At 47.9% G+C, this 19,970-nt stretch carries 20 protein-coding genes, 1 tRNA gene, 1 pseudogene and 1 other annotated feature; of the genes and pseudogenes, 5 read left to right on the top strand and 17 right to left on the bottom strand.

Annotated elements, in window-relative coordinates; all coding sequences use genetic code 11:
* Window positions 1–10 precede the first annotated feature (10 nt).
* On the top strand, window positions 11–118 hold the full coding sequence (locus PN462_RS23465; protein ID WP_443029112.1) for a hypothetical protein: 108 nt from the start codon (window positions 11–13) through the stop codon (window positions 116–118).
* On the opposite strand, the gene PN462_RS08640 is transcribed toward PN462_RS23465, so the two are convergent.
* Window positions 104–1,405 carry an NAD(P)/FAD-dependent oxidoreductase gene (locus PN462_RS08640; protein WP_272127689.1) on the bottom strand — a complete coding sequence of 434 codons (1,302 nt, stop codon included), beginning with the start codon at window positions 1,403–1,405 and terminating at the stop codon, window positions 104–106. The two genes, PN462_RS23465 and PN462_RS08640, sit on opposite strands and share 15 nt — an antisense overlap.
* Before the next feature lie 164 nt (window positions 1,406–1,569).
* Here PN462_RS08640 and PN462_RS08635 point away from each other — a divergent pair, with 164 nt between their 5' ends.
* Together PN462_RS08635 and PN462_RS08630 are read left to right on the top strand one after the other, a co-directional pair.
* Window positions 1,570–1,797: an indolepyruvate ferredoxin oxidoreductase subunit alpha gene (locus tag PN462_RS08635; RefSeq protein WP_272127687.1), complete on the top strand. Its 228-nt coding sequence runs from the start codon at window positions 1,570–1,572 to the stop codon at window positions 1,795–1,797.
* An 8-nt stretch (window positions 1,798–1,805) separates the two neighbouring features.
* The gene (locus PN462_RS08630; protein WP_272127686.1) at window positions 1,806–3,254 is read left to right on the top strand and encodes a RecQ family ATP-dependent DNA helicase; all 1,449 of its coding nucleotides are present in this window, start codon (window positions 1,806–1,808) and stop codon (window positions 3,252–3,254) included.
* Between the two features lie 82 nt (window positions 3,255–3,336).
* Here PN462_RS08630 and PN462_RS08625 read toward each other — a convergent pair.
* From PN462_RS08625 to rplS, 16 genes and pseudogenes are all read right to left on the bottom strand, one after another.
* Window positions 3,337–3,705 (bottom strand): annotated as a pseudogene (locus tag PN462_RS08625) (tetratricopeptide repeat protein); the annotation flags it as partial.
* 372 nt (window positions 3,706–4,077) lie between these two features.
* Window positions 4,078–7,251 carry a translation initiation factor IF-2 gene (infB, locus tag PN462_RS08620; protein WP_272127685.1) on the bottom strand — a complete coding sequence of 1,058 codons (3,174 nt, stop codon included), beginning with the start codon at window positions 7,249–7,251 and terminating at the stop codon, window positions 4,078–4,080.
* Between the two features lie 381 nt (window positions 7,252–7,632).
* Window positions 7,633–7,953, bottom strand: a complete 321-nt coding sequence (locus PN462_RS08615; RefSeq protein ID WP_272127684.1) for a YlxR family protein — start codon at window positions 7,951–7,953, stop codon at window positions 7,633–7,635.
* Window positions 7,954–8,124: 171 nt separating this feature from the next.
* Window positions 8,125–9,324 carry a transcription termination factor NusA gene (gene nusA, locus PN462_RS08610; protein ID WP_443029111.1) on the bottom strand — a complete coding sequence of 400 codons (1,200 nt, stop codon included), beginning with the start codon at window positions 9,322–9,324 and terminating at the stop codon, window positions 8,125–8,127.
* Window positions 9,325–9,419: 95 nt separating this feature from the next.
* On the bottom strand, window positions 9,420–9,881 hold the full coding sequence (gene rimP, locus PN462_RS08605) for a ribosome maturation factor RimP (protein ID WP_272127682.1): 462 nt from the start codon (window positions 9,879–9,881) through the stop codon (window positions 9,420–9,422).
* Between the two features lie 331 nt (window positions 9,882–10,212).
* Window positions 10,213–11,754, bottom strand: a complete 1,542-nt coding sequence (locus tag PN462_RS08600) for a hypothetical protein (RefSeq protein ID WP_272127681.1) — start codon at window positions 11,752–11,754, stop codon at window positions 10,213–10,215.
* Window positions 11,755–11,962: 208 nt separating this feature from the next.
* Entirely contained in the window at window positions 11,963–12,334 is a 372-nt protein-coding gene (locus tag PN462_RS08595) for a DUF2237 family protein (RefSeq protein WP_272127680.1), read from the bottom strand.
* Between the two features lie 113 nt (window positions 12,335–12,447).
* A complete protein-coding gene (locus tag PN462_RS08590) occupies window positions 12,448–13,380 on the bottom strand; it encodes a cobalamin-binding protein (protein WP_272127679.1) in 933 nt (310 codons plus the stop codon).
* Between the two features lie 215 nt (window positions 13,381–13,595).
* The gene (gene rplL, locus PN462_RS08585; protein ID WP_272127677.1) at window positions 13,596–13,997 is read right to left on the bottom strand and encodes a 50S ribosomal protein L7/L12; all 402 of its coding nucleotides are present in this window, start codon (window positions 13,995–13,997) and stop codon (window positions 13,596–13,598) included.
* Between the two features lie 79 nt (window positions 13,998–14,076).
* Entirely contained in the window at window positions 14,077–14,649 is a 573-nt protein-coding gene (rplJ, locus tag PN462_RS08580) for a 50S ribosomal protein L10 (protein ID WP_272127676.1), read from the bottom strand.
* 36 nt (window positions 14,650–14,685) lie between these two features.
* Window positions 14,686–14,842: a sequence feature (ribosomal protein L10 leader region), on the bottom strand.
* Window positions 14,843–14,890: 48 nt separating this feature from the next.
* Window positions 14,891–15,607 (bottom strand): 50S ribosomal protein L1, encoded by a 717-nt coding sequence (rplA, locus tag PN462_RS08575; RefSeq protein ID WP_272127675.1) that lies wholly within the window; start codon window positions 15,605–15,607, stop codon window positions 14,891–14,893.
* Window positions 15,608–15,700: 93 nt separating this feature from the next.
* Window positions 15,701–16,126, bottom strand: a complete 426-nt coding sequence (gene rplK / locus PN462_RS08570) for a 50S ribosomal protein L11 (RefSeq protein WP_272127673.1) — start codon at window positions 16,124–16,126, stop codon at window positions 15,701–15,703.
* A 12-nt stretch (window positions 16,127–16,138) separates the two neighbouring features.
* Window positions 16,139–16,777, bottom strand: a complete 639-nt coding sequence (gene nusG, locus PN462_RS08565; RefSeq protein ID WP_272127671.1) for a transcription termination/antitermination protein NusG — start codon at window positions 16,775–16,777, stop codon at window positions 16,139–16,141.
* Between the two features lie 221 nt (window positions 16,778–16,998).
* Complete coding sequence (gene secE, locus PN462_RS08560) at window positions 16,999–17,286, bottom strand: preprotein translocase subunit SecE (RefSeq protein WP_272127670.1); 288 nt, start codon at window positions 17,284–17,286, stop codon at window positions 16,999–17,001.
* A gap of 469 nt (window positions 17,287–17,755) precedes the next feature.
* Window positions 17,756–17,828, bottom strand: a tRNA-Trp gene (locus tag PN462_RS08555).
* Window positions 17,829–17,992: 164 nt separating this feature from the next.
* The gene (gene rplS, locus PN462_RS08550) at window positions 17,993–18,361 is read right to left on the bottom strand and encodes a 50S ribosomal protein L19 (protein WP_272127669.1); all 369 of its coding nucleotides are present in this window, start codon (window positions 18,359–18,361) and stop codon (window positions 17,993–17,995) included.
* 320 nt (window positions 18,362–18,681) lie between these two features.
* Here rplS and PN462_RS08545 point away from each other — a divergent pair, with 320 nt between their 5' ends.
* Window positions 18,682–19,143: a (2Fe-2S) ferredoxin domain-containing protein gene (locus PN462_RS08545; protein ID WP_272127668.1), complete on the top strand. Its 462-nt coding sequence runs from the start codon at window positions 18,682–18,684 to the stop codon at window positions 19,141–19,143.
* 66 nt (window positions 19,144–19,209) lie between these two features.
* A complete protein-coding gene (locus tag PN462_RS08540; RefSeq protein ID WP_272127667.1) occupies window positions 19,210–19,854 on the top strand; it encodes a response regulator transcription factor in 645 nt (214 codons plus the stop codon).
* Window positions 19,855–19,970: the final 116 nt, after the last annotated feature.

Here is a 19,970-nt window from a genome sequence, read left to right as displayed (position 1 = left end):
GGTAGATTTTGTGCAGGTAGATTTTGTGCAGGTAGATTTTGTGCAGGTAGATTTTGTGCAGGTAGATTTTGTGCAGGTAGATTTTGTGCGTTGCGGAAAAAACTTATGCGGAGAGTAACTCCTGTTCTGTCCCTGGGGAAAGTGGTTCGGTTAAATAGACTTGGAACAGCATTCGTAAGCCTAACTTTTCAAACCAAGGTACACCCCAACCCATCTTCATTTTCAACATGAAATACCGTTCAAATGCTGCTTTGACCCAAACCACCCAACGGCCCTGAACCGCGTAAGCGTTGCGTCGTTTTCCGGTTGCGGGGTCCGGGACAACGGGAATGGCGACATAGGCAATGCCTGTATCGCCAAATTCCGCAAAACATAGGGCTTCTAAGGTAGGTTTACACCGTTTCTTAAATGCCCCTAATTCATGGGCAATATTATGGGCTACGGCAATGCCCATAGCTTCGGTCATTTCCCCACTTTTCGGCAGGCCAATGGGGACTTGGGTTTTGTCCGGTTGTTTTAATTTCACGCTTACCCCTAACGCATACACCGACTCATATTTGGGATGTCTGTAGGTGCTGGTGACGGGGATAAATCCGGTTTCATCGGTTAATCCTGGCACGTTTTGCAGGAAGTTAGACCCCCGGAATTTGGGCAAGATCATGGAATAACCGAAGGGGAACTGTTGACCGTCTGCCAGGGTGATGGTTTCAGAATCGATCGCGCTAATTTCTGCATTGTCGATCACCTGAACGCCCCGTTTTTTCATGAGGTTAACGGTCAGTTTTTCGGCATTTTTGACCCCACCAACCCCTAAATGACCGGGATAGGGTTCAGGGGTAATATAGGTAATAGAAACTTGGTCTCGAACCCCTCGACGACGCATTTCCCAATCGGCCATTAAGGCAAATTCATAGGCCGGCCCAAAACAACCAGCCCCTGGCATTGCCCCGACAACTAAGGGGTTTTGGGGGTTTTCGAGGTATTTTAACCATTCTTCACGGGCATGGAGGGCATGATCTGGGGTACAGACGGATTGGGTGTATCCGGTGTCTGGCCCGAGTCCAGGCAGGAGGTCAAAGGCGAGGGAAGCCCCGGTGGCTAGGGCGATATAATCATAGTCCATGGTTTGCCCCCCAACACTGATGGTTTGTTGGTTGGGGTCGATGTGTGTCACTCGACCATGTATCCAGTCGATCCCCCGTTCTCGCAACAAGGGTTCGATCTCAAGCTGCATTTCTTCTAAGGGGTTGAGGTCTAAGGCGACTCGAATTAACCCCGGAATAAAGGTGAATTGTTCATGTTCCGAGATTAAGGTGACTCGATGTTCCTTGGGCAGCAGATGTCTGATTTCGTAAGCGGTGGGGAGTCCACCCAGTCCACCCCCAACGACAATAACGTTAGCCATATTTGATTTAAAATAATTTAACTATCTAGTTATATAATAATAGCAAATCGTAAAGATTTGTCAATCTTGTGATTTTTGGGAATTCGGGACTGGGGGATGAGAACGGGAAAGGGTGAGAAAGATATAATTTTATTAGAGAGTGTTTATTGTTTGGTTGGGAGTGTATGCCACACACGATTGTTACGGAAACTTGTGAAGGGGTTGCCGATTGTGTTCAAGCCTGTCCGGTGGCTTGTATTCATCCGGGGCCGGGTAAGAATCAGAAAGGGTTAGATTGGTATTGGATTCATTTTGAGACTTGTATTGATTGCGGGATTTGTTTGGAGGTCTGTCCTGTGGAAGGGGCGATTGTGCCGGATGAACGACCCGAATTGCAGAATACGCCGCAATAGTTGAGGTTATGGCTGATTTAGACTGGCAGCAAGTCCTGGAGAAATTTCAGGAGGTTTGGGGGTATAGGGAGTTTAGACCCCCCCAAGGGGAAGTGATTCATAGTTTGCTGTCGGGGGAAGATGCGTTGATTGTGTTGCCGACGGGTGGGGGGAAGTCGATTTGTTTTCAACTTCCGGCTTTGTTGCAAGGGGGGTTAACGGTGGTGGTGTCTCCTCTGGTGGCGTTGATGGAAAATCAGGTACAGGAGTTGCGCGATCGCAATTTACCAGCGGCCTCTCTCCATAGTGAACTGCCGCGACGGACGAAACAACAGGTTTTGCGCACGTTAAAACGTCTCCGGTTGTTGTATCTTTCCCCGGAAACGCTACTCAATCCCCAGGTGTGGGAGGTGTTAGCGTCTCCGAGTTTACCCATTCAGGGGATGATTCTTGATGAGGCCCATTGTTTGGTGCAGTGGGGGGAAACGTTTCGGCCTGCCTATCGCCGTTTGGGGGCGGTGCGTCCGGCGTTACAAGCCCAGAAAGGACAGGGGAAATTGGCGATCGCAGCTTTTACGGCCACGGCCAACCCCACGGCCCAAAATACCCTCACCCATGTCTTACAACTGCAAAACCCCCATCAGTATTGTGTCAGTCCCTATCGCAACAATCTCCATCTCTCGGTAAAGCGAGTGTGGACTCCTAGGGGCCGCCGACAAAAAACGTTGAATTTTATTCGTCAACAGGGACGCAAAGCGGGATTAGTTTATATTCGGACTCGTCAGGAAGCGGAGGAGTTGGCGGAATGGTTCCAGGGGAAAGGGTATCAAACCGCCGCTTATCATGGGGGGTTAAGTCCTCAACGGAGACGAGGGTTAGAACATCAATGGTTAAAAGGTCAGTTACAATTTGTGGTTTGTACTTCGGCCTTTGGGATGGGGATTAATAAACCCAATGTCCGTTGGGTGATTCACTTTCAACCCCCTTTGCTGCTGTCGGAATATGTGCAGGAAGTGGGCCGAGGGGGGAGAGATGGGAAACCCGCTTTTGCGTTAACGTTGGTGAGTGAGAAGACGGGGTTATTTAATCCAGTCGATCAACAGCGCGATCGCTATTTTCGCCAACAACAAGACCAGAAATTCCAAAAAGCTGCCCAATTAACCCCCCAACTCCCTCCCCAAGGCAATATTAGAAAACTGGTACAAGAAATCCCCCAAAGTTCTGTCACTCTCTCCCTGTTACACAGTGCCGGGTTATTAGAGTATCCTGATCCCTTCCACTATCGCCAAAAACCCGGTGATACGCGACTGGCCCTCCGTCGCTTACGTCAACAACAGGAGAAATATTATCAACAAATGCAGCAATTTTTGGCGACTTCTAGCTGTCGTTGGCAGTATTTATTACAGGCGTTTGGTTTTCAGGAAGAAGCAAAGGGGTTTCGATGTGGCCATTGCGATCGCTGTTCCTCTAGGGTTTGACAAAGTTTCCAATATCTATGTCAACAGAAGCTAGGGTTTATCTTAAACCCTAGCTTCAACTTGGCAAGAGGACAAAGAGTATTTAGCGCGAGACAACTTCCGTGCGTCCTTGCTGCCGTTGCACGTATTCTTCTAAGTTTCGTAACTTTTCTTGAGCATCCGTGTTGTTGGGGTTTAGTTCTAACACTTTCTCAAAAGACGCGATCGCTTCCTCGTATCGCTCCAACGTCGCTAAGACTAGCCCCCGATTATACCAAGTGGCTTCATTCGCGTCACGTGCGATCACTTCATCATAAGCAGCGATCGCTTCTTCATACTGTTCCAATTGAAACAACATATTGCCCACCTTAAACCATGCGTTCGCTAATTCCGGGTCGAGGTCAGTGGCTTGCCGATAGGACATCAGTGCATCGGAGTAGCGGTCTAATTTTTCTAAAACCACCCCCTGATTATACCAAGCCCAAACTGGATCGAGTTAGAAGGGGTAAGTGAAGGTTCAGGAGTTAAAACTGCGATCACAGGAGTCGCAGAACAAAGCGTCGCAAAAACGGTGGCAATAGTAGCGTAACCCAAAGGGAGTTGTTTCATCGAATCTACCTCAATTCCTTTCACTCCCTTCTATCTCTGAGTCAGAGAGACTTATGCAGGATTTTAAGGCAGAGGGCAGAGGGCAGAAGGGGAAATGAAAAAGAACCTTGGATTAAAAATCCAAGGCTAAGAGCAAAAACCCGTTAAAACGGGTTAAGAAACTTGATTTTAGCCTGCTTGAACAGGCTTTAGCTATAAGCCTTGGGTTTGAAACCCAAGGCTTCAAAAGGCTTCCCTAAGCGGGAGACAAAGTACGACGCTTCATCACCATCTGATAGACTTCAATGCGATCGCCCTCTTGCCAGTCATTAAAGCGCGTTGAACCAATCCCGCACTCATAACCCGCACTGACTTCTCGCACACCTTCCTTCATCCGCTTCAGAGAATCCATAATGCCATCAAACACAACCTCGCCATTGCGAATGACCCGCATCCGACGATTCCGAACTACCTTACCGGATAGCACATAACACCCGGCAACCGAACCGCGGCCCACAGGGAACACAGCACGAACTTCCACAGTCCCCAACTGTTCCTCCACTTCTTCCGGTTCGAGCAATCCTTCCATCGCCCCACGGATTTCCTCCAAGAGATTGTAGATAATATTGTATTCCCGAATATCTACCCCCTCTCGGTCCGCCAGACTCGCTGATCCCGGTGCCAAATTAGTATTAAAGCCAATAATGACCGCACCACTAGCAGCCGCCAGATCAACATCCGTTTCCGTCACCTCACCAGGAGCCGCCAACAGCACCCGAATCTGTACCTCATTTTGCGGCAACTGATTCAGCGCACCTAAAATTGCCTCCACAGACCCCTGAACATCGGCTTTTAACACCAAATTCAGTTCTTTTAACTCCCCTTCCTGAGCTTGAGCCGAAATACTACTCAAACTCACTCGACGAGTCATAGCCTGCTGTAAACGATTTTCCCGTTGTTCGGCAGCATTTTTCTCCGATTGAATCCGCGCTTCTCGTTCCGTGGCATAGACAAGAAACTCATCCCCCGCCGAAGGCACATTATTCAGTCCTAACACCTCAACAGCAAACGAGGGACTAGCGTTCTCAACCCGGTTGCCCCGGTCATCGATCATCGCCCGGATTTTCCCGTAAGTCGCCCCCGTGACAATATTTTCGCCCACATGGAGCGTCCCATTTTGCACCAACAAGGTGGCCACTGGCCCCCGTGACTTATCTAAATTAGCCTCAATCACCGTACCTCGTGCCGGACGATTGGGATTCGCCGAAAGTTCTTCTAACTCAGCCACCAAGAGAATCATCTCTAACAGATTATCCAGATTATCCCCTTTAATGGCACTCACCGGGGCCATAATCGTCTCACCGCCCCATTCTTCCGGCACTAAGCCATGTTCGGTCAATTCCTGCTTAATGCGGTCTGGTTCGGCTTCCGGTTTATCCACCTTATTAATTGCCACAATTAACGGCACTTCAGCAGCTTTGGCGTGACTAATGGCCTCAATGGTTTGGGGTTGTACCCCATCATCTGCTGCCACCACCAAGATGGCAATATCCGTCACTTTCGTCCCTCGGGCTCGCATGGCCGTGAACGCTTCGTGACCTGGCGTATCCAAGAACACCACCTGCTGTATCTCGCCATTGTGTTCCACATCGACGTGATAGGCCCCAATATGCTGGGTAATGCCACCAGCTTCCCCTTGTGCCACTTTGGTCTTGCGAATGGAGTCCAACAGGGTGGTTTTCCCGTGGTCTACGTGACCCATAATGGTGACAACAGGCGGACGGTTTTGTAAGTTCTCCAAATCCTGCACATCGAGCATTTCCGTTTTCGCCGCCGCCGATTTCGCTTCAGGCGTTTCTACGGTAATGCCCAGTTCTTCAACGACCATTTTCGCCGTTTCTAAGTCCAGGGTTTGGGTGATATTCACCGCAATGCCTTTGGAGAACAACTGCTTAATAATATCCGTTTCGGACAGATTAATTAAGTCTGCTAACTCCCGAATATTGTAATTTCCGGTGAGCGTGACTTTTTCCGGTGGAGTCTGGGAGACTTGACGTTCCCGACTTTCCCGAGGCGGTTCAGGGGTCCGGTCTTTTTGTTGGGGTTGCGGTGCTTTTTTCGGCTTACTACTGCTGGTGGGTTTAGCTTTTGGCTGCGATTGATTGGGTTTCGGAGGACGGGCCGTCGAAAGACTCACCGCAGTGGGTGCGATGTCTTCTCCTTCTAAGGCTAAGTCCAACTCATCCTCATCTTCAATGATCAGAGGTTTCCGTTTTTTCGCGGCTTTACCACTCTTACCAGACTTACCGCCCTTGCCTGTGGTTTCCTCATCGTCGTCTTCCCACTCTTTCCGTTTCCGACTGGGCCGTTTGAGTTTCGGTTGAGGCCGTTCTGGGGGTTCGAGGAGGGTTGGTTCGTTATCTTCCTCTTCTTGGGGTTTGCCCTCCTCGTCGCTATCCAGCCCAGATTTGACCACTTCCACCACTTGCGGTTTGCGGGGTGGATTGGGCTTTTGTAATTTGGGTTTGGCGGGCGATTTGGTTTTTTTCCCGTCTTTTTTCCCCTCTTTTTTCCCCTCTTTGGATTTTTTGGGGGTGGCCAGTTGTGGGGCTTCTGCTGGGGTTTTTTCCTCCTTGTCTTGTTCCTCTTTATCTTGGAGGCGACTGGGAGAGGTGGTTTTTTTCGGCTTTTTCACCTTCAAGTCAGAAGCCGATTTTTTCGCGTCTGGTTTCTTGGGTTCAGGTTTTTTCGCGTCCGGTTTTTTCGGTTCGGGTTTGGCCGCCAAGGCGGGTTTCGCTGGAGCTTTAGGACGCGGAGGTGGGCTTTTCAGTTCAGGTCTGGAAGCCGACTCTGACTGAGAGGAGGAGGCAGCAGAGGTTTCGGTTGGCCTGGAAGGTTGCTCCGATTTGGCTACCGTGGGGTTTGCTCCCTCTGGGGGTTGAGGTTTGGGCGGTTCCGGTTTGGCGGGTTTGCTGGGCGAGGCTTCCTCGGTGGGGCGACTCGCAGGGTGCTTGAGGGAGGTGTCTCCAATCTGACTGCTTTGCTCTTTGGCCACAGGACGTTTCGGGGGAGGAGTTAAGGTGTTGGCTTGCTCCTCGTCGACACCACCGACAAGGGTGGTGTCTCCGTCGCCATTTTTGGAACTACTTTTGAAAATCCCACGAATTTGGGGTTTGCGGGGTTGATTCCGCCCCGCTTTCCCCCCATTGGCGTTCGCGTTTTTGCCTTTGGGAGGGGTGGGTTTGGGTTTTTCGAGTTCGGGTTGATAGCTCTGGGCCGCCGAACGAATCTGCGCAACCTGTTCCTCTGTAATTGTGCTACTGTGACTCTTAACAGCGATATCAAGCTGATTACATAAGTTTAAGATGTCTCGGTTTTCTAAGTTGAGTTCTTTTGAGAGTTCGTAAATTCTAATTTTTCCGTTGTTCATCCACTAAGCCCCGTGTAAGTTGACTAATCGTAAGTGTAAGTGTGAGTGTGAGTGTGAGTGTGAGTGTGTAAGTTGTCAGTTTTTGACTGGTTGGTGTGAATCCTAAGATTCGGAATGGTAGGCCATTCGGTGGGAATGGCGATTAGTTTGGGTTGGGTTTTAGGTTGGTTTTAAGAAGACGTTGACTCTGTAATTGGGTTTATAAATATGCTTTTATGGTGAATGTAAAGCGTTTTGTGGGTTCTGGTGTGTCGGTGGGTAAGACTTGGGTGAGCAATAACAAGGTTGTATAGATAATGCTGACATAAATTGAGTAAACGTGACTTTAGGGGTTGCTTGATGGTTAAGGGGTTGGTATTGAGACCAAGGTTTTGGTTGTTTTTAGTCGGTGTCTTGGGTGGGTGTTTGGGTTGAAGATGATTGAGTGTTGATGGTTTGGGAGTTGGGAGGGGGGGAGTCTGTTAGACGTTGCCAGAGCGTTTGATAGAGGGTGTCTGGAACGGGTGCTTTGAGCGATCGCGCAATACGATTCTTTTTTTGAGCGAGTTTCAAGCAATCTGCCTGGGGGCAGAGATAAGCAGAACGTCCCATCCCCTGATCTAATTGTACCGTTCGTGATGGATGGACTCTAACAATTCGCCAAAATGAGCTTTTAGGGGCGACTTGCCGACAAGCCAAACAGCGTCTTAAATTGGGCTTCATGGGCAATTGGGGTCTGTCCTCGCTTCCATCAGGGTGGATTTTACTAGCTCAGGGGTGAGAGTATGCCGTTCCTAGGAGAGGGACGGCCATGGAGTTTCCCTATACTCTTATCTTCCCTGTTTTTAGTGGTTTTTCAACCTATCCAGAGTTTTAATTTGGGGGATCACAGCTTTAGGTGAATGCTTCCTCGCTTTCTAGGTCGTCACTTTCTTCGCTTTCGCTGTCCGTTTGTTCAGCTTTATAGCGATTGGTTTCTTTGATGTCAATTTTCCAACCTGTGAGTTTGGCGGCTAGGCGCACGTTTTGTCCTTCTTTACCAATGGCTAAACTTAATTGGTTCTCCGGAACTAAGACTAACGCTTGTCGCTCCTCGGTATCAACTAGCAAAACTTGATCTACGTTGGCCGGACTCAAGGCGTTGGCGATGTAGGTAGCGGGATCAGGGGACCAGCGAATGGCATCAATTTTTTCCCCGCGCAGTTCGTTGACAACGGCCTGAATCCGTGATCCTCTGGCCCCAATGCAGGCCCCGACGGGATCAACGTCTCTTTCGAGGGTATCTACGGCGATTTTAGTACGGGGACCGACTTGGCGCGAGGGGGGGTTGGCTTCTCGCGCTACGGCGACGATACGCACCACTTCATCCTCGATTTCGGGGACTTCGGTGGCGAATAAATCCACGACTAATCCGGCTGCACTCCGGGAGACGATCAGTTGGGGCCCCCGATGTACCCCTTCTCGGACTTTTTTCAAGAGGACTTTAAAGGTGGCGTTGGCGCGGTAGTTGTCGTTGGGGAGTTGTTCCCGTTTGGGGAGTTCGGCTTCTACGTCGGGCTGGCCTACACCACTGTTAACGGCCATGATGATCGATTGCCGTTCAAAGCGCAGGACTTTGGCTTGTAAGACTGAACCTTCAAAGTCTTTAAATTCGTCTTGGATGAGTTTGCGCTGTTGGTCCCGGAGTTTTTGCAGGAGGACTTGTTTGGTTTGGATGGCGGCCATGCGACCAAATTCTTTTTGTTCGGGGGTGACATCGAGAACGACGGAATCCCCGACTTGGGCTTCTTCGGTGACTTCTTGGACTTCTTTGAGGGCGATATGGTGATCGGTGTTGTCGATTTCTTCGACGATGGTTTTGGTGGAGAGGACGCGAAAGCCTTCTTCTTCGGGATCGAGTTCGACTTCAAAGTTTTCAAAGTAGTCTTCGCTGAAGGCTTGTTTGTTTTCCATTTGCTGGGAGCGTCGATACCGTTCATAGCCTTTTAATAAGGCTTCCCGTAGGGCTTCTCGCACGGCGGATTCCGGTAAGCGATGTTGGGCGCTAATCTCGGTAATCATCTGTTTTAAGCCTGGTAAATTCACCAAGGACATAATGTTTCCTCCTGAAACTGAAATCATTAATTTTTGATTTTTTAAATGGCTGTTCCCGACTTAGGGGCTAAGTGAGGGGGGATAGCACAAGGGGGTTATTCTTGATCGCTGAGTTGGACTTTGGCGACTTGTTGACGGGGAATGGCGATCGCACGGCCTTTTTGATTCAAATACAAACTCTCCTCATCTCGACCTTGTAATCGCCCCGTCCATGATTTTTTGCCTTTGAAGGGAGCGTAGGTTTTCACAAGGACGGCAAATCCCTTAAACGCTACAAAGTCCCGATCAGTGATTAGCTGTCGAGAAATCCCCGGACTGGAAACCTCTAGCACGTAAGCATTGGGAATTAACTCCGTTGCGTCGAGTTGTTCTTCGAGAGATCGACTCATCCGTTCACAGTCATCTAAACTGGTATCTGTGTCCGGGTTACGAATATCAACCCGCAGGATGGGCGGACGTTTACCCGTTTGATACACTGCTCCGACCATTTCGAGTCCGAGTTGTTCCGCTATGGGGGTTGCAAGTTCGAGAATTTTGGGAATTAGAGGATGAGTCATTACGATTCTCTACAAAAAAAGCCCAACAAAAAAAGCGGGGTTTACCCACTTCCCAAAGACACTTCATTTGACATCTCTACGCTGACCTAAGCGTAGATTCCGAGGTTAACCTGTGGTTTGGTTAACCTGTAGTTGGCTTCACCTAGAGTTGGCTTTACCACAGCAAAGGGTATTGATTCCCTTTGGCTGTCAGCCCGCGAACAGACTGTTTCGACAACTTTTGGGGGGTTGTCTGTCTCTTATGATAATCTAGCCCGTCTTCTTCTGACAAGGGACAGGTTTGCCCAATTCCATCCTACCGACTCCCGCCCCCCAACCGATTGTCCTTTCACTAATCATCAACTACTTGGGTCACTTTCTTTTGCCGTAAAGCACGGGTTTGATCCATTAACTCTTCCATATCTTCTTGGGAGAGACGCTGAACGTAATTGATTTTTACTTCTTCAATTAAGGCAATTAACAGATATTCTAAACGATCTAAACTTTCTTTGCCTTGCATTTCTGAGCGAACACTATTCGTTAAGGTTTCGGCAAGTTGTTCGATCAATTCATCAAATTTTGGGTCTTCTTTAATCAGTTGTTGGATTTGAGTATAAACAATCTGATACAGTTGATGAATTGTTCGTTTTGTCATGTCATTTTTGAACTGCTCCATCCCCGGTACTTGCCGAATGCCTTGGTAGGCGGGCAATTCATCAATGGTTTTAGTTACGGTATATTGTAATAAAATTTCGATATCTTGTTGGGAGGCTGGTAAAACTTGATTGACAATTAAATTCACCACTAAACGGCTAATTTCCGCCACTTCGTTGGTGTCATTTAAATCCACATAGGGATTCATATTTTGTTCGGATAGGAAATTGGTCAGTTCTCCTTGACGAATCGACGACTGAACTTGATTCAAAACCCCCACCACAACCACTTCCGTTAAGTCTTCAGCAATGGTAGCCACAAACCCTTGACTCGCTTGGCGTTTAATGGCTTGTAAATCTACCAATTTGGCTTGATCTAAACGGATCATAACGGGTAAAATTCTTGCCAACCGGATGGAGCGCAGCCAGTAGGGAACGGGAAAAAAGAGTAAAATATCGTACCATCGCCACAACATGGCATCAAACCAACTAACCCCTTTACGACGGCGGCTAATAAACCAACTTCGTGCTAAAAATTCTAATAAAAATAAAGCAGCAAAGGGAAAGTCTAATAAACCAAAATTATCAACGGGTTTACCATTTTCGCCGATGGGGCGAAAGTAGTTAGTAGCCATTAACGGACGAACTTTTTGTTTAAAAAAATCTAGTTGTTCAGGGGCGTTATTTTGGCTTAAATAGGCTTGAGTCCAGAAAATATTAAAGGCTGTTTTTGCGGACTCATCTGCTTCTGGTATCTGATCTCGCATGATATTTTTAATCTGCTCCAATGTCCCGGTTTTATTGGCAACTTGGAACGGGTTAGTATCAATCATGTCTTCACTCATCTCCCGTAAGTCGGCTAAAATGGTTTCTACTTGGGGAGAGTCTAACCGATATTCAACGAGGGTTTGTTCTAGGTCTTTAACTCGTTCTAAATATGCTGATGTATCCCGGTGGGGTTCAATGCCTTTTACCCAGTCATACCAGTTGGTAACAGGTAAACTTTGGATCACAAAGGGTTCTTCGGGAAAGGTATATTCAAGAATCGGTAAGTTAATTGAGAACAAATGCACTCTGCCTTGTAACCAAAAGTCTCGCAGGGGAATATAGGTATAGTCAAAGACGACTAAAATATAGTTGGCTGTGGCGAGAACTGCCATAATGCGCTCAAAAATAAGACTCGCCCGCTTTTGGTTTTTAGGGGATTTAATGGCTTGAGGCAATCGTTTCGAGAGCGTCATAGGGCATACGAGACAAGAAGGAAATAATGAAAATTAGGGGGGTAGGGTTAAAGCTCTTACTACGAACTGGTAGGGCTAAAGCCCTTACTACGAACTGTACGAACTGTAGGGCTAAAGCCCTTACTACGAACAGCTAACAGGGTTACGTTACCACTGTTGGGGACTCTATTGCTAGAGCTATAGAAAGTTTTTCAAGATAATGGGTAGGTTAGGAGACTTCTAGGGCATATTTTTTCAGTTCACCCAGAGACACCACTTCGAGAGTTCTGGCGTGAGTAGCTTCTAGAATGACGGGAGGCGCAACCCCGGCTTCGAGTGCTTCTTGCCACCGAGAGGCACAAAGACACCAGCGATCGCCCGGTTTTAACCCCGGAAAGTTAAACCCAGGAATGGGGGTGCTGAGGTCATTTCCGCGCTGTTGGGTAAACTCTAAAAATTCTTCGGTCATTTGCGCACAAATGACGTGCAACCCAAAATCCTGTCCTCCGGTATGACACAATCCATCTCGATAAAATCCTGTCATCGGAGAATTACAGCAGAGTTTTAAATCGCTACCGAGTACGTTTTTTGAATCTGTCATTGTTTTTGGGTTTGTTGTTTGTTGTTTGTGCTTGGTTCTTTGTTGTTGGTTTTTGGTAAATAAGGGAACAGTAATCAATTATCCATTCTCGATTCTTCATTACCAATCAACTATCAACTAAAATATTCCCATCCTGTGCCAACATAGCCAAATTGGAATAACTCTGGATGGACAATTTCAGCCAACATTTCTAAAGAGTCCACCAATCTAGGCCCGGGACGATTAAAATACGCATTGCCATCGGTGACATAAACTTGTTGTTTTTGTACCGCTTTCAGGTCAGACCATCCGGGGTTTTGGGTTAATACCATAGATTCTTTCATGGTGCGTTCTAGGTCAAACCCACAAGGCATAATCACGATAATATCGGGGTCTGCTTGTTTTAAATCTTCCCATTGAATAACCGGGGAATGTTTGCCGACTTCCGCAAAGAGGGGTTTTCCTCCGGCTAACCCAATTAGTTCTGGAATCCAATTTCCTGCTCCCATGAGGGGATCGGTCCATTCTAAGGCTGCAACAGTGGGCCGTTGTTGGGGTTCTAAAACTTGGGTGGTTTGCTGACAGAGGGCTACTCGGCCTTGGAGTTGGGCTAAGGTGCTAGAGAAGGGGACTTCAAGGATTTTCGCTACTCGTTCTAAGTCATCCCAGACTTCTTCTAAGTTATTGGGTTGGAGGGAAATAATCTGGGGTTGGAGGTGGGTGAGTTGCGAAATGGCGTTTTCAACGTCTCCCACACTGACGGCACAAACATCACATTGATCTTGGGTCAAGATGTGCGTGGGTTGCAGTTGTTGCAGGAGGTCGGTTTTCACTTGATAAATACTGAGGGCGTTTTCGACCAGTTGTTGGACATCGGTATTAATGGCCGCACTGGGTTTTTCGCTGTTCAGTCTGGCTTCGGTACAAGCGGGGAGTTGTCGGACTTGGGGGGGGTAGTCGCATTCGTGCGATCGCCCAACTAATTGATTAGTTAATCCCAAGGCTGCTACTAATTCTGTAGCCCCCGGTAATAAAGAAATAATTCGTAACTCTTGAGGAGAAGTCATAAAATTGAGCGTTTTAGCGATTCTGCTGTTGATATCGTAACCAAATCCTTGAGAGTTGACAGTTCATCGCGGGAGATGGGTTCTTAGTTACTTTTATATCTATCTATATTGCCTCGTGGCCAAAAAAAAGGGCATGGCTACCACCATACCCTTTTGTTTGATCGGGTTAACCCGAAATGGGCAAGTTGTCCAGATGACGAAACAGTCGGTTCGTCTTACTTAACGCTAACTTTCGCGCCAGCTTCTTCAAGCTGTTTCTTGGCGGCTTCTGCGTCTTCTTTGGCAATGCCTTCTTTGAGGGATTTAGGCGTAGATTCAACCACTTCTTTGGCTTCTTTCAAGCCTAAGCCAGTGATGGAACGGACCACTTTGAGGATGGCGATTTTCTTGTCGCCAGGTACTTCGTCGAGAATTACGTCGAATTCGGTTTTCTCTTCTTCTTGTTCTGCGTCGGCGGGGGCTGCACCCGGCATTGCGCCAGGGGCCATCATCATCCCACCTGCCGGAGCAGCCGCACTCACGCCGAAGGTTTCTTCGATGGCAGAAACCAGTTCAGAGGCTTCGAGGAGGGTTAAACCTTTTAACTTTTCGAGAATTTCGTCAGTTGCAGCAGACATTGGTAAACTCCTTAGTAATGATTAACTTGCTTTGTGCTGTATGAGTGATCCGTTGGCGGCGGATCGGTTGGGAGGGGATTTAACTGTCCCCTTCTTCTTTTTTCTTCTCGGCTAACGCGCCGAAAACACGCCCAAAGGATGCGGGAATTTCGTTGATTCCACGGCCCACACCAGAGGGAACTTCTTTGATGCCCACGGCCACTTTGGTGGGAAGGGAGTTGATTGCCCCGGCAATTTTGGCCATGAGTTCTTCTTTGGAGGGTAAGTCCGCGATCGCTTTGACTTCTTCTTCATTCAAAGCGCGGCCTTGCATCACCCCGCCTCGGAACTCCGTTTTTTTCTTTTCTTTTTTGAAGTCCTGATAGGCGCGGATGGCCCCACCAATATCGTCTTTCGCCAGTAAGAAGGCATTAGGACCCGTTAAAAACTGGGTCATCGGTTGCCAGTCTTCGTTTTCTTCTACGGCGATGCGCATTAAGGTGTTTTTTGTCACCTTACAGACGCTGCCTTTTTCTCGCAGGCGATCGCGCAAATCGCTAATTTCAGCGACGGATAATCCTTTATAGTCGATGACGACGGCGAGTTGGGATTCACTTAAAGCGGTTTTGAGGTCTTCAATCACCGCCCCTTTATTTTCCCAAGTTCTTCCCATGCTTGCTTTCACCTCCTTTGATTTGGGAGTTGCTGGTGTTCCAACAACAAACCCCGACTTTTGTGCCGGGGTTAGACGCGCTGTTCCTTGTTGACGCACTCAGGCATCTGGGGGGAATCCAGCGATCGCACTAACCTCGGCAGGCAATTAAGCCCATCGCACCTGCTGTCTTTGGTTAAAGCATGGTTGACGATTTAGTTGTGGGGAGTTGGTGTTGAGTTCTGGTTAACCTCTAAAGGAATTACGCAGCATCTGTTAATTTTAACTCACGAAGGCCACTTATATCCACCTGAATTGATGGACCCATAGAAGCCGACACAAAAATACTGCGCCAGTAGCGACCTTTCGCCCCAGAAGGACGATTACGATCAATCGTCTCCTGTAAGGCTTTCAGATTAGCCAACAGGTCTTCTGCGGAAAACGAGGCTTTCCCGAACATCACGTGAACAATCCCGGTGCGATCGGCCCGGAATTCCTGTTTCCCGGCTTTAAATTCTGCAATGGCGGCGGGTAAATCCGTAGTTACAGTTCCCGCTTTGGGAGACGGCATCAAGCCCCGTGGACCGAGTAAACGCCCCAGTTTAGCCACCTTGGCCATCATATCCGGAGTCGCAATCACGAGGTCGAAATCCATCATCCCTTTTTGGATTTCTTCAATTAATTCTTCTGAACCGACAATATCCGCCCCAGCTTCACTGGCCGTATTGACTTGTTCCCCGCGAGTAATCACCGCCACCCGTACACTTTGACCCGTTCCTTTGGGGAAAGACACGGTAGTCCGCAATTGTTGGTCCGTATATTTCGGGTCAATCCCTAAGCGAATATGGGCTTCGGCGGTTTCTTCAAATTTCGCAGTCGCCGTTTCTTTCAGCAGTTGTAAAGCCTCTAGGGGGTCATAAGGCCGTTCTTCAACTTTTTCTCGGGCAGCTTGTAAGCGGCGTGAAATGGTTTTGGGCATAATTTTCTCCTTGGGTGAATAACGAAGCGGTTCGCCTCTCCCCATCTTTGAGCAATTCTTGTAATGAACAACAGGTTTTGGGAGACTCCCGCCTTAGTCGGAAATGGTCACTCCCATATTTTTCGCCGTTCCAGCGACAATTTTCATGGCCGCCTCAATATCATTGGCGTTGAGGTCAGGCATTTTAATTTCTGCAATTTTTTGCAGTTGTTCACGGGTAATTGACCCTACGGTTTGCACGTTGGGTTCACCCGCCCCTTTTTCAATTCCGGCTTCTTTTTTGATCAAAACCGAAGCGGGAGGGGTTTTCAGGGTAAAGGTAAAACTCCGGTCTTCATACACCGAAATTTCTACTGGAATAACCATCCCGGCTTGGTCGGCGGTTTTGGCATTGTATTCTTTACAGAATGCCATAATATTGACACCATGTTGCCCCAACGCCGGACCGACAGGCGGGGTGGCGGCGGCTTTACCCGCCGGCAGTGCCAATTTAACGAGTGCTACAACTTTTTTTGCCATTAGTTTTCTGTGCTAGTTTTGTTTTTCGACCTGATTGAATTCAAGTTCTACAGGGGTATCCCGTCCAAAAATGGAGAGGAGGGCTTTCAGTTTGCTCCGTTCTGGGCTAACTTCAATCACTTCTCCTTCAAAATCTTTAAACGGCCCTGACAAAACTACTATTTTATCACCAACGGCCATGTCAATTTTGACAACTGGCTCTTGGTCTTGGGTCTGTCTAAAGATTCGTTCTACTTCGGCGGGACTGAGGGGCATCGGTTTCACGTGACCTCGGTTTCTTCCGTAGGGACTGGGTTTTTCTGACCCGACGAAGTTGATCACGTTGGGGGTGTTTTTCACCGCTTGCCATGATTCGTCGTCGAGGTGCATTTGCACTAGGACATAACCCGGAAAGACTTTTTCTTCACTATGGGCGCGAGAACCGTCTTTCTTGACTTTGATGGTTGGGGTATAAGGAATTTGGATTTGTAGGATGCGGTCTGCTACGTCGAGGGTGCGGATGCGTTGTTCTAGGTTGTCTTTGACGCGCTTTTCACATCCGGAGGCCACTTGGACGGCATACCACCGCGCACGGCTTGGGGCCGGACGGGAATCCATTTCTTCTTCTTCTTGTTCTTGATAATTGTCGAGTTCTGGGTCTGTAAAACTCATCAAAAACAACGGCAGATAACCCCATTCTCAGCAAGTTGGTGAATGGGGAGGATGCCGTTCCTCCATATAAGGGTTTACACGGGTATCCCATGGCATGGGATAGGGACTAATTTTGGCGAGTGGACAATGGGCCGCTTAATGCTGTCACCTTTCACCTGAGAAGGTGATGGGGGTTTTGCTCCCTTGCTTACGGATAGGAGTCCGCTAGGGGAAAGGGTGAGTTAAAAGACTTGTCCACTGATCCAAATAAAGAGTTTATCGACAAAGGAGATGGTGGTGGCGACGACAATCACCATTAAAATAACCGCAGCCGATTCGCTGATGAGTTGTTGGCGAGACGGCCAAACTACTTTGGATAATTCTTCTTTAGATTCGAGTAAAAAGGTTTTTAACCACGCGAGTCCTTGGGTTTCTGGTTCGCTGTTTGCTTTGCTGGTTTTGTTGTTACCTTTGGCTTTTTTGGAGTTTGCTCCACTGGTGTCTTGCTTGGTGACGTTCTTTTTGGCCACGTTTTCCTCCTCAAGTTTAAGCTGTATGGGTCAGGGGTGACGGGTTAGAAGATTCTACATTGTTTATCTTGACAGTCCCACGAAGAGAATTCCTGGGATTCTCAAGCAGTCCCGCATTGGACTCGTCATCTGCGATGCCGCTTTTCCCGATCTAGTTTAGCGAATCCTCTTTTGGGCTGGTTTGAGTGTCTAGGACGGGGTTGAGCAGTCGGCTCAACCCCTCTGACGCTAGACTCAATCCGCTCAATTTCATTCACTAGACTCCATCTATAGGAATTTATAGGAGGGGATTTCATCGCTTTGATAGATTAACTGATCTTTAAAGGGATCAGGGAAAGGGGAGACAAAATCGTCCGTTGATACAACGTGACGGCTTTTAACCCAATTCAATCTGAGTTCAGCTTGAATATTGAGTCTTAGACTCATGTTTCAGACTCGATTCAACTCAGATACTTTTGAGAATGGTTAACGCGCCCTGGAGGACTTGAACCCCCGACATCAGGTTTTGGAGACCTGCGTTCTACCAACTGAACTAAGAGCGCATAAGAGCTTGAAGGTAAGAGAGTAACTCTTGCTTTTGCTTTTGTTGCTAATTACTCATCTTAACATCAAATTAGCTCTTTGTTAATCTAGTTTAACGCAAAGGGGGGTACAAAGGCAGCAAGACGCAGCTAAAATGGCATTTTTTTTGCTCAATCTAGCAAATTTACCCTTCCAGACTACGGTCAAAGCGTTGTTTAATGCGGGTGGCTTTACCGACGCGATCGCGCAGATAATATAATTTCGCCCGTCTGACTTTACCCCGTCTGATAATTTTTATATTAGCAACTCTGGGAGAGTGCAGCAAAAAGACCCGTTCTACTCCAACCCCTTGGAAAATTCGACGGACAGTAATAGTCTCGTTAAGACCGCCATTGCGCTTGGCAATAACCGTCCCTTCGTAGGGCTGAACCCGTTCTTTTCCGCCTTCTTGAATTCTAATGCCGACGCGAATTAAGTCGCCAACGTGAATGGTGGGAACTTTGTCTTTGAGGTGTTCTGCCTCAATCGACCGGATAATTTCTTCTGCCTTCATGGTCGTCTTTGCTCAAAAACTCACAGTCTTCTATATTACCTCGATTTTCTGGATTTTGTAACCCCCTTTTCAAGGTAGAAGGTTTTTTAAGGCAGAAGGGTTTTTAAGGCAGAGGGCAGAGGGCAGAGGGCAGAAGTTTTTTTAAGGCAGAGGGCAGAGGGCAGAAGGGTTTTTAAGGCAGGAGGAAGCAAGAAACCGGGTTTCTTAGGGAAATGGGGGGGAAACTCCGGGTTGGGGAGAGAAATCCGGTTTCTCACGCTCTAGAGCAAACTCGCCTAAAATAGCAAAATATCCCGTTAATTAAAGTTAAGTTATAGCTCATGAGTGAATCGTCGCCCGTCACCCCTGCGACTCCCAACGAACTCCAAAAAACCGTCACCCAATTGGGACTGCACACCATTCAACGTCACCTTTTTCTCTGTGCAGACCAAACTAAACCCAAATGCTGTTCAAAAAAAGACGGCATTGCCACATGGGATTATTTAAAAAAAAGATTGAAAGACCTGGGACTCGACCAACCCAGTGCAGAACATCCGGTTTCGGTCTTTCGCACCAAAGCCAACTGCTTGCGTGTTTGTACAGAAGGACCCATCCTCCTCGTGTATCCTGATGGGGTCTGGTATCGCCGAGTCACGCCTACGGTGGTGGAACAGATTATCCAAGACCACCTTATCAATAATAGAATTGTAGAAGACTATGTTTTTTGTACCCATTCACTCTCCGTAGATTCTCAGACGCTTAATTCTGAAGAAACTCGCAAAACATCAGAGAGTGGTGAATAATACAAGATAGAGTAGAGTTTTGAGTAAGCAGCGTAATTCCCAATTCGCGGGAGCGAGTATCAGGCAATGAAAGAAACCCCTCAAACTGACAGCAAAAAACTTCTCTTGGTCGATGACGATCCCAACCTGATCTTACTCGTCAAAGATTACCTAGAATTTCGAGGCTATGAAGTGTTAGCCGCAGAAAATGGTCGAGAAGCGTTGGAACTCCTTGAGCAACATACCCCCGACATGATTATCTGCGATGTGATGATGCCCGAAATGGATGGTTATGCTTTTATTGAACGAGTGAGAGAAAAACCGCAAACCAGTTGGATTCCGTTTTTATTTTTGTCGGCCAAAGGGCAGAGTCAAGACCGGGTGAAAGGGTTGAGTAAAGGGGCTGATGTCTATATGGTCAAGCCTTTTGAACCTGAAGAGTTAGTGGCCCAAGTAGAGTCTTCTCTGCAACAGGCCAAGCGTCTGATGACTAGGAGTCAAGGGACAGAGACGGAAAGCACTCTGCACGTTCCCGAAGGGGTAGAACTCACCCCTACGGAGTTAAAGGTGGTGCAGTTGGTGGCCCAAGGGATGAAAAATCAGAATATTGCGGTACAACTCAATGTCAGTCAACGGACGATTGAGAGTCATGTGTCAAATATGCTCACAAAAACCCAACTCAAGAATCGCACGGAGTTGGCAAGGTGGGCGATTGAGAGTCGGAAGGCGTAATTGGGTGATGGATAATGGGTAATGAATAATGGGTAATTTATCAATCCTTGTTGTTCCCCATCTCCCCCATCTCCCCCATCTTCCCCATCTTCCCCATCTTCCCCATCTTCCCCATC

This window comes from Spirulina sp. CS-785/01 (assembly GCF_028330525.1).
In the GTDB taxonomy this organism is placed as follows: Bacteria; Cyanobacteriota; Cyanobacteriia; order Cyanobacteriales; family Spirulinaceae; genus JAQMSD01.
This window is presented reverse-complemented; position numbering and strand designations above follow the sequence as displayed.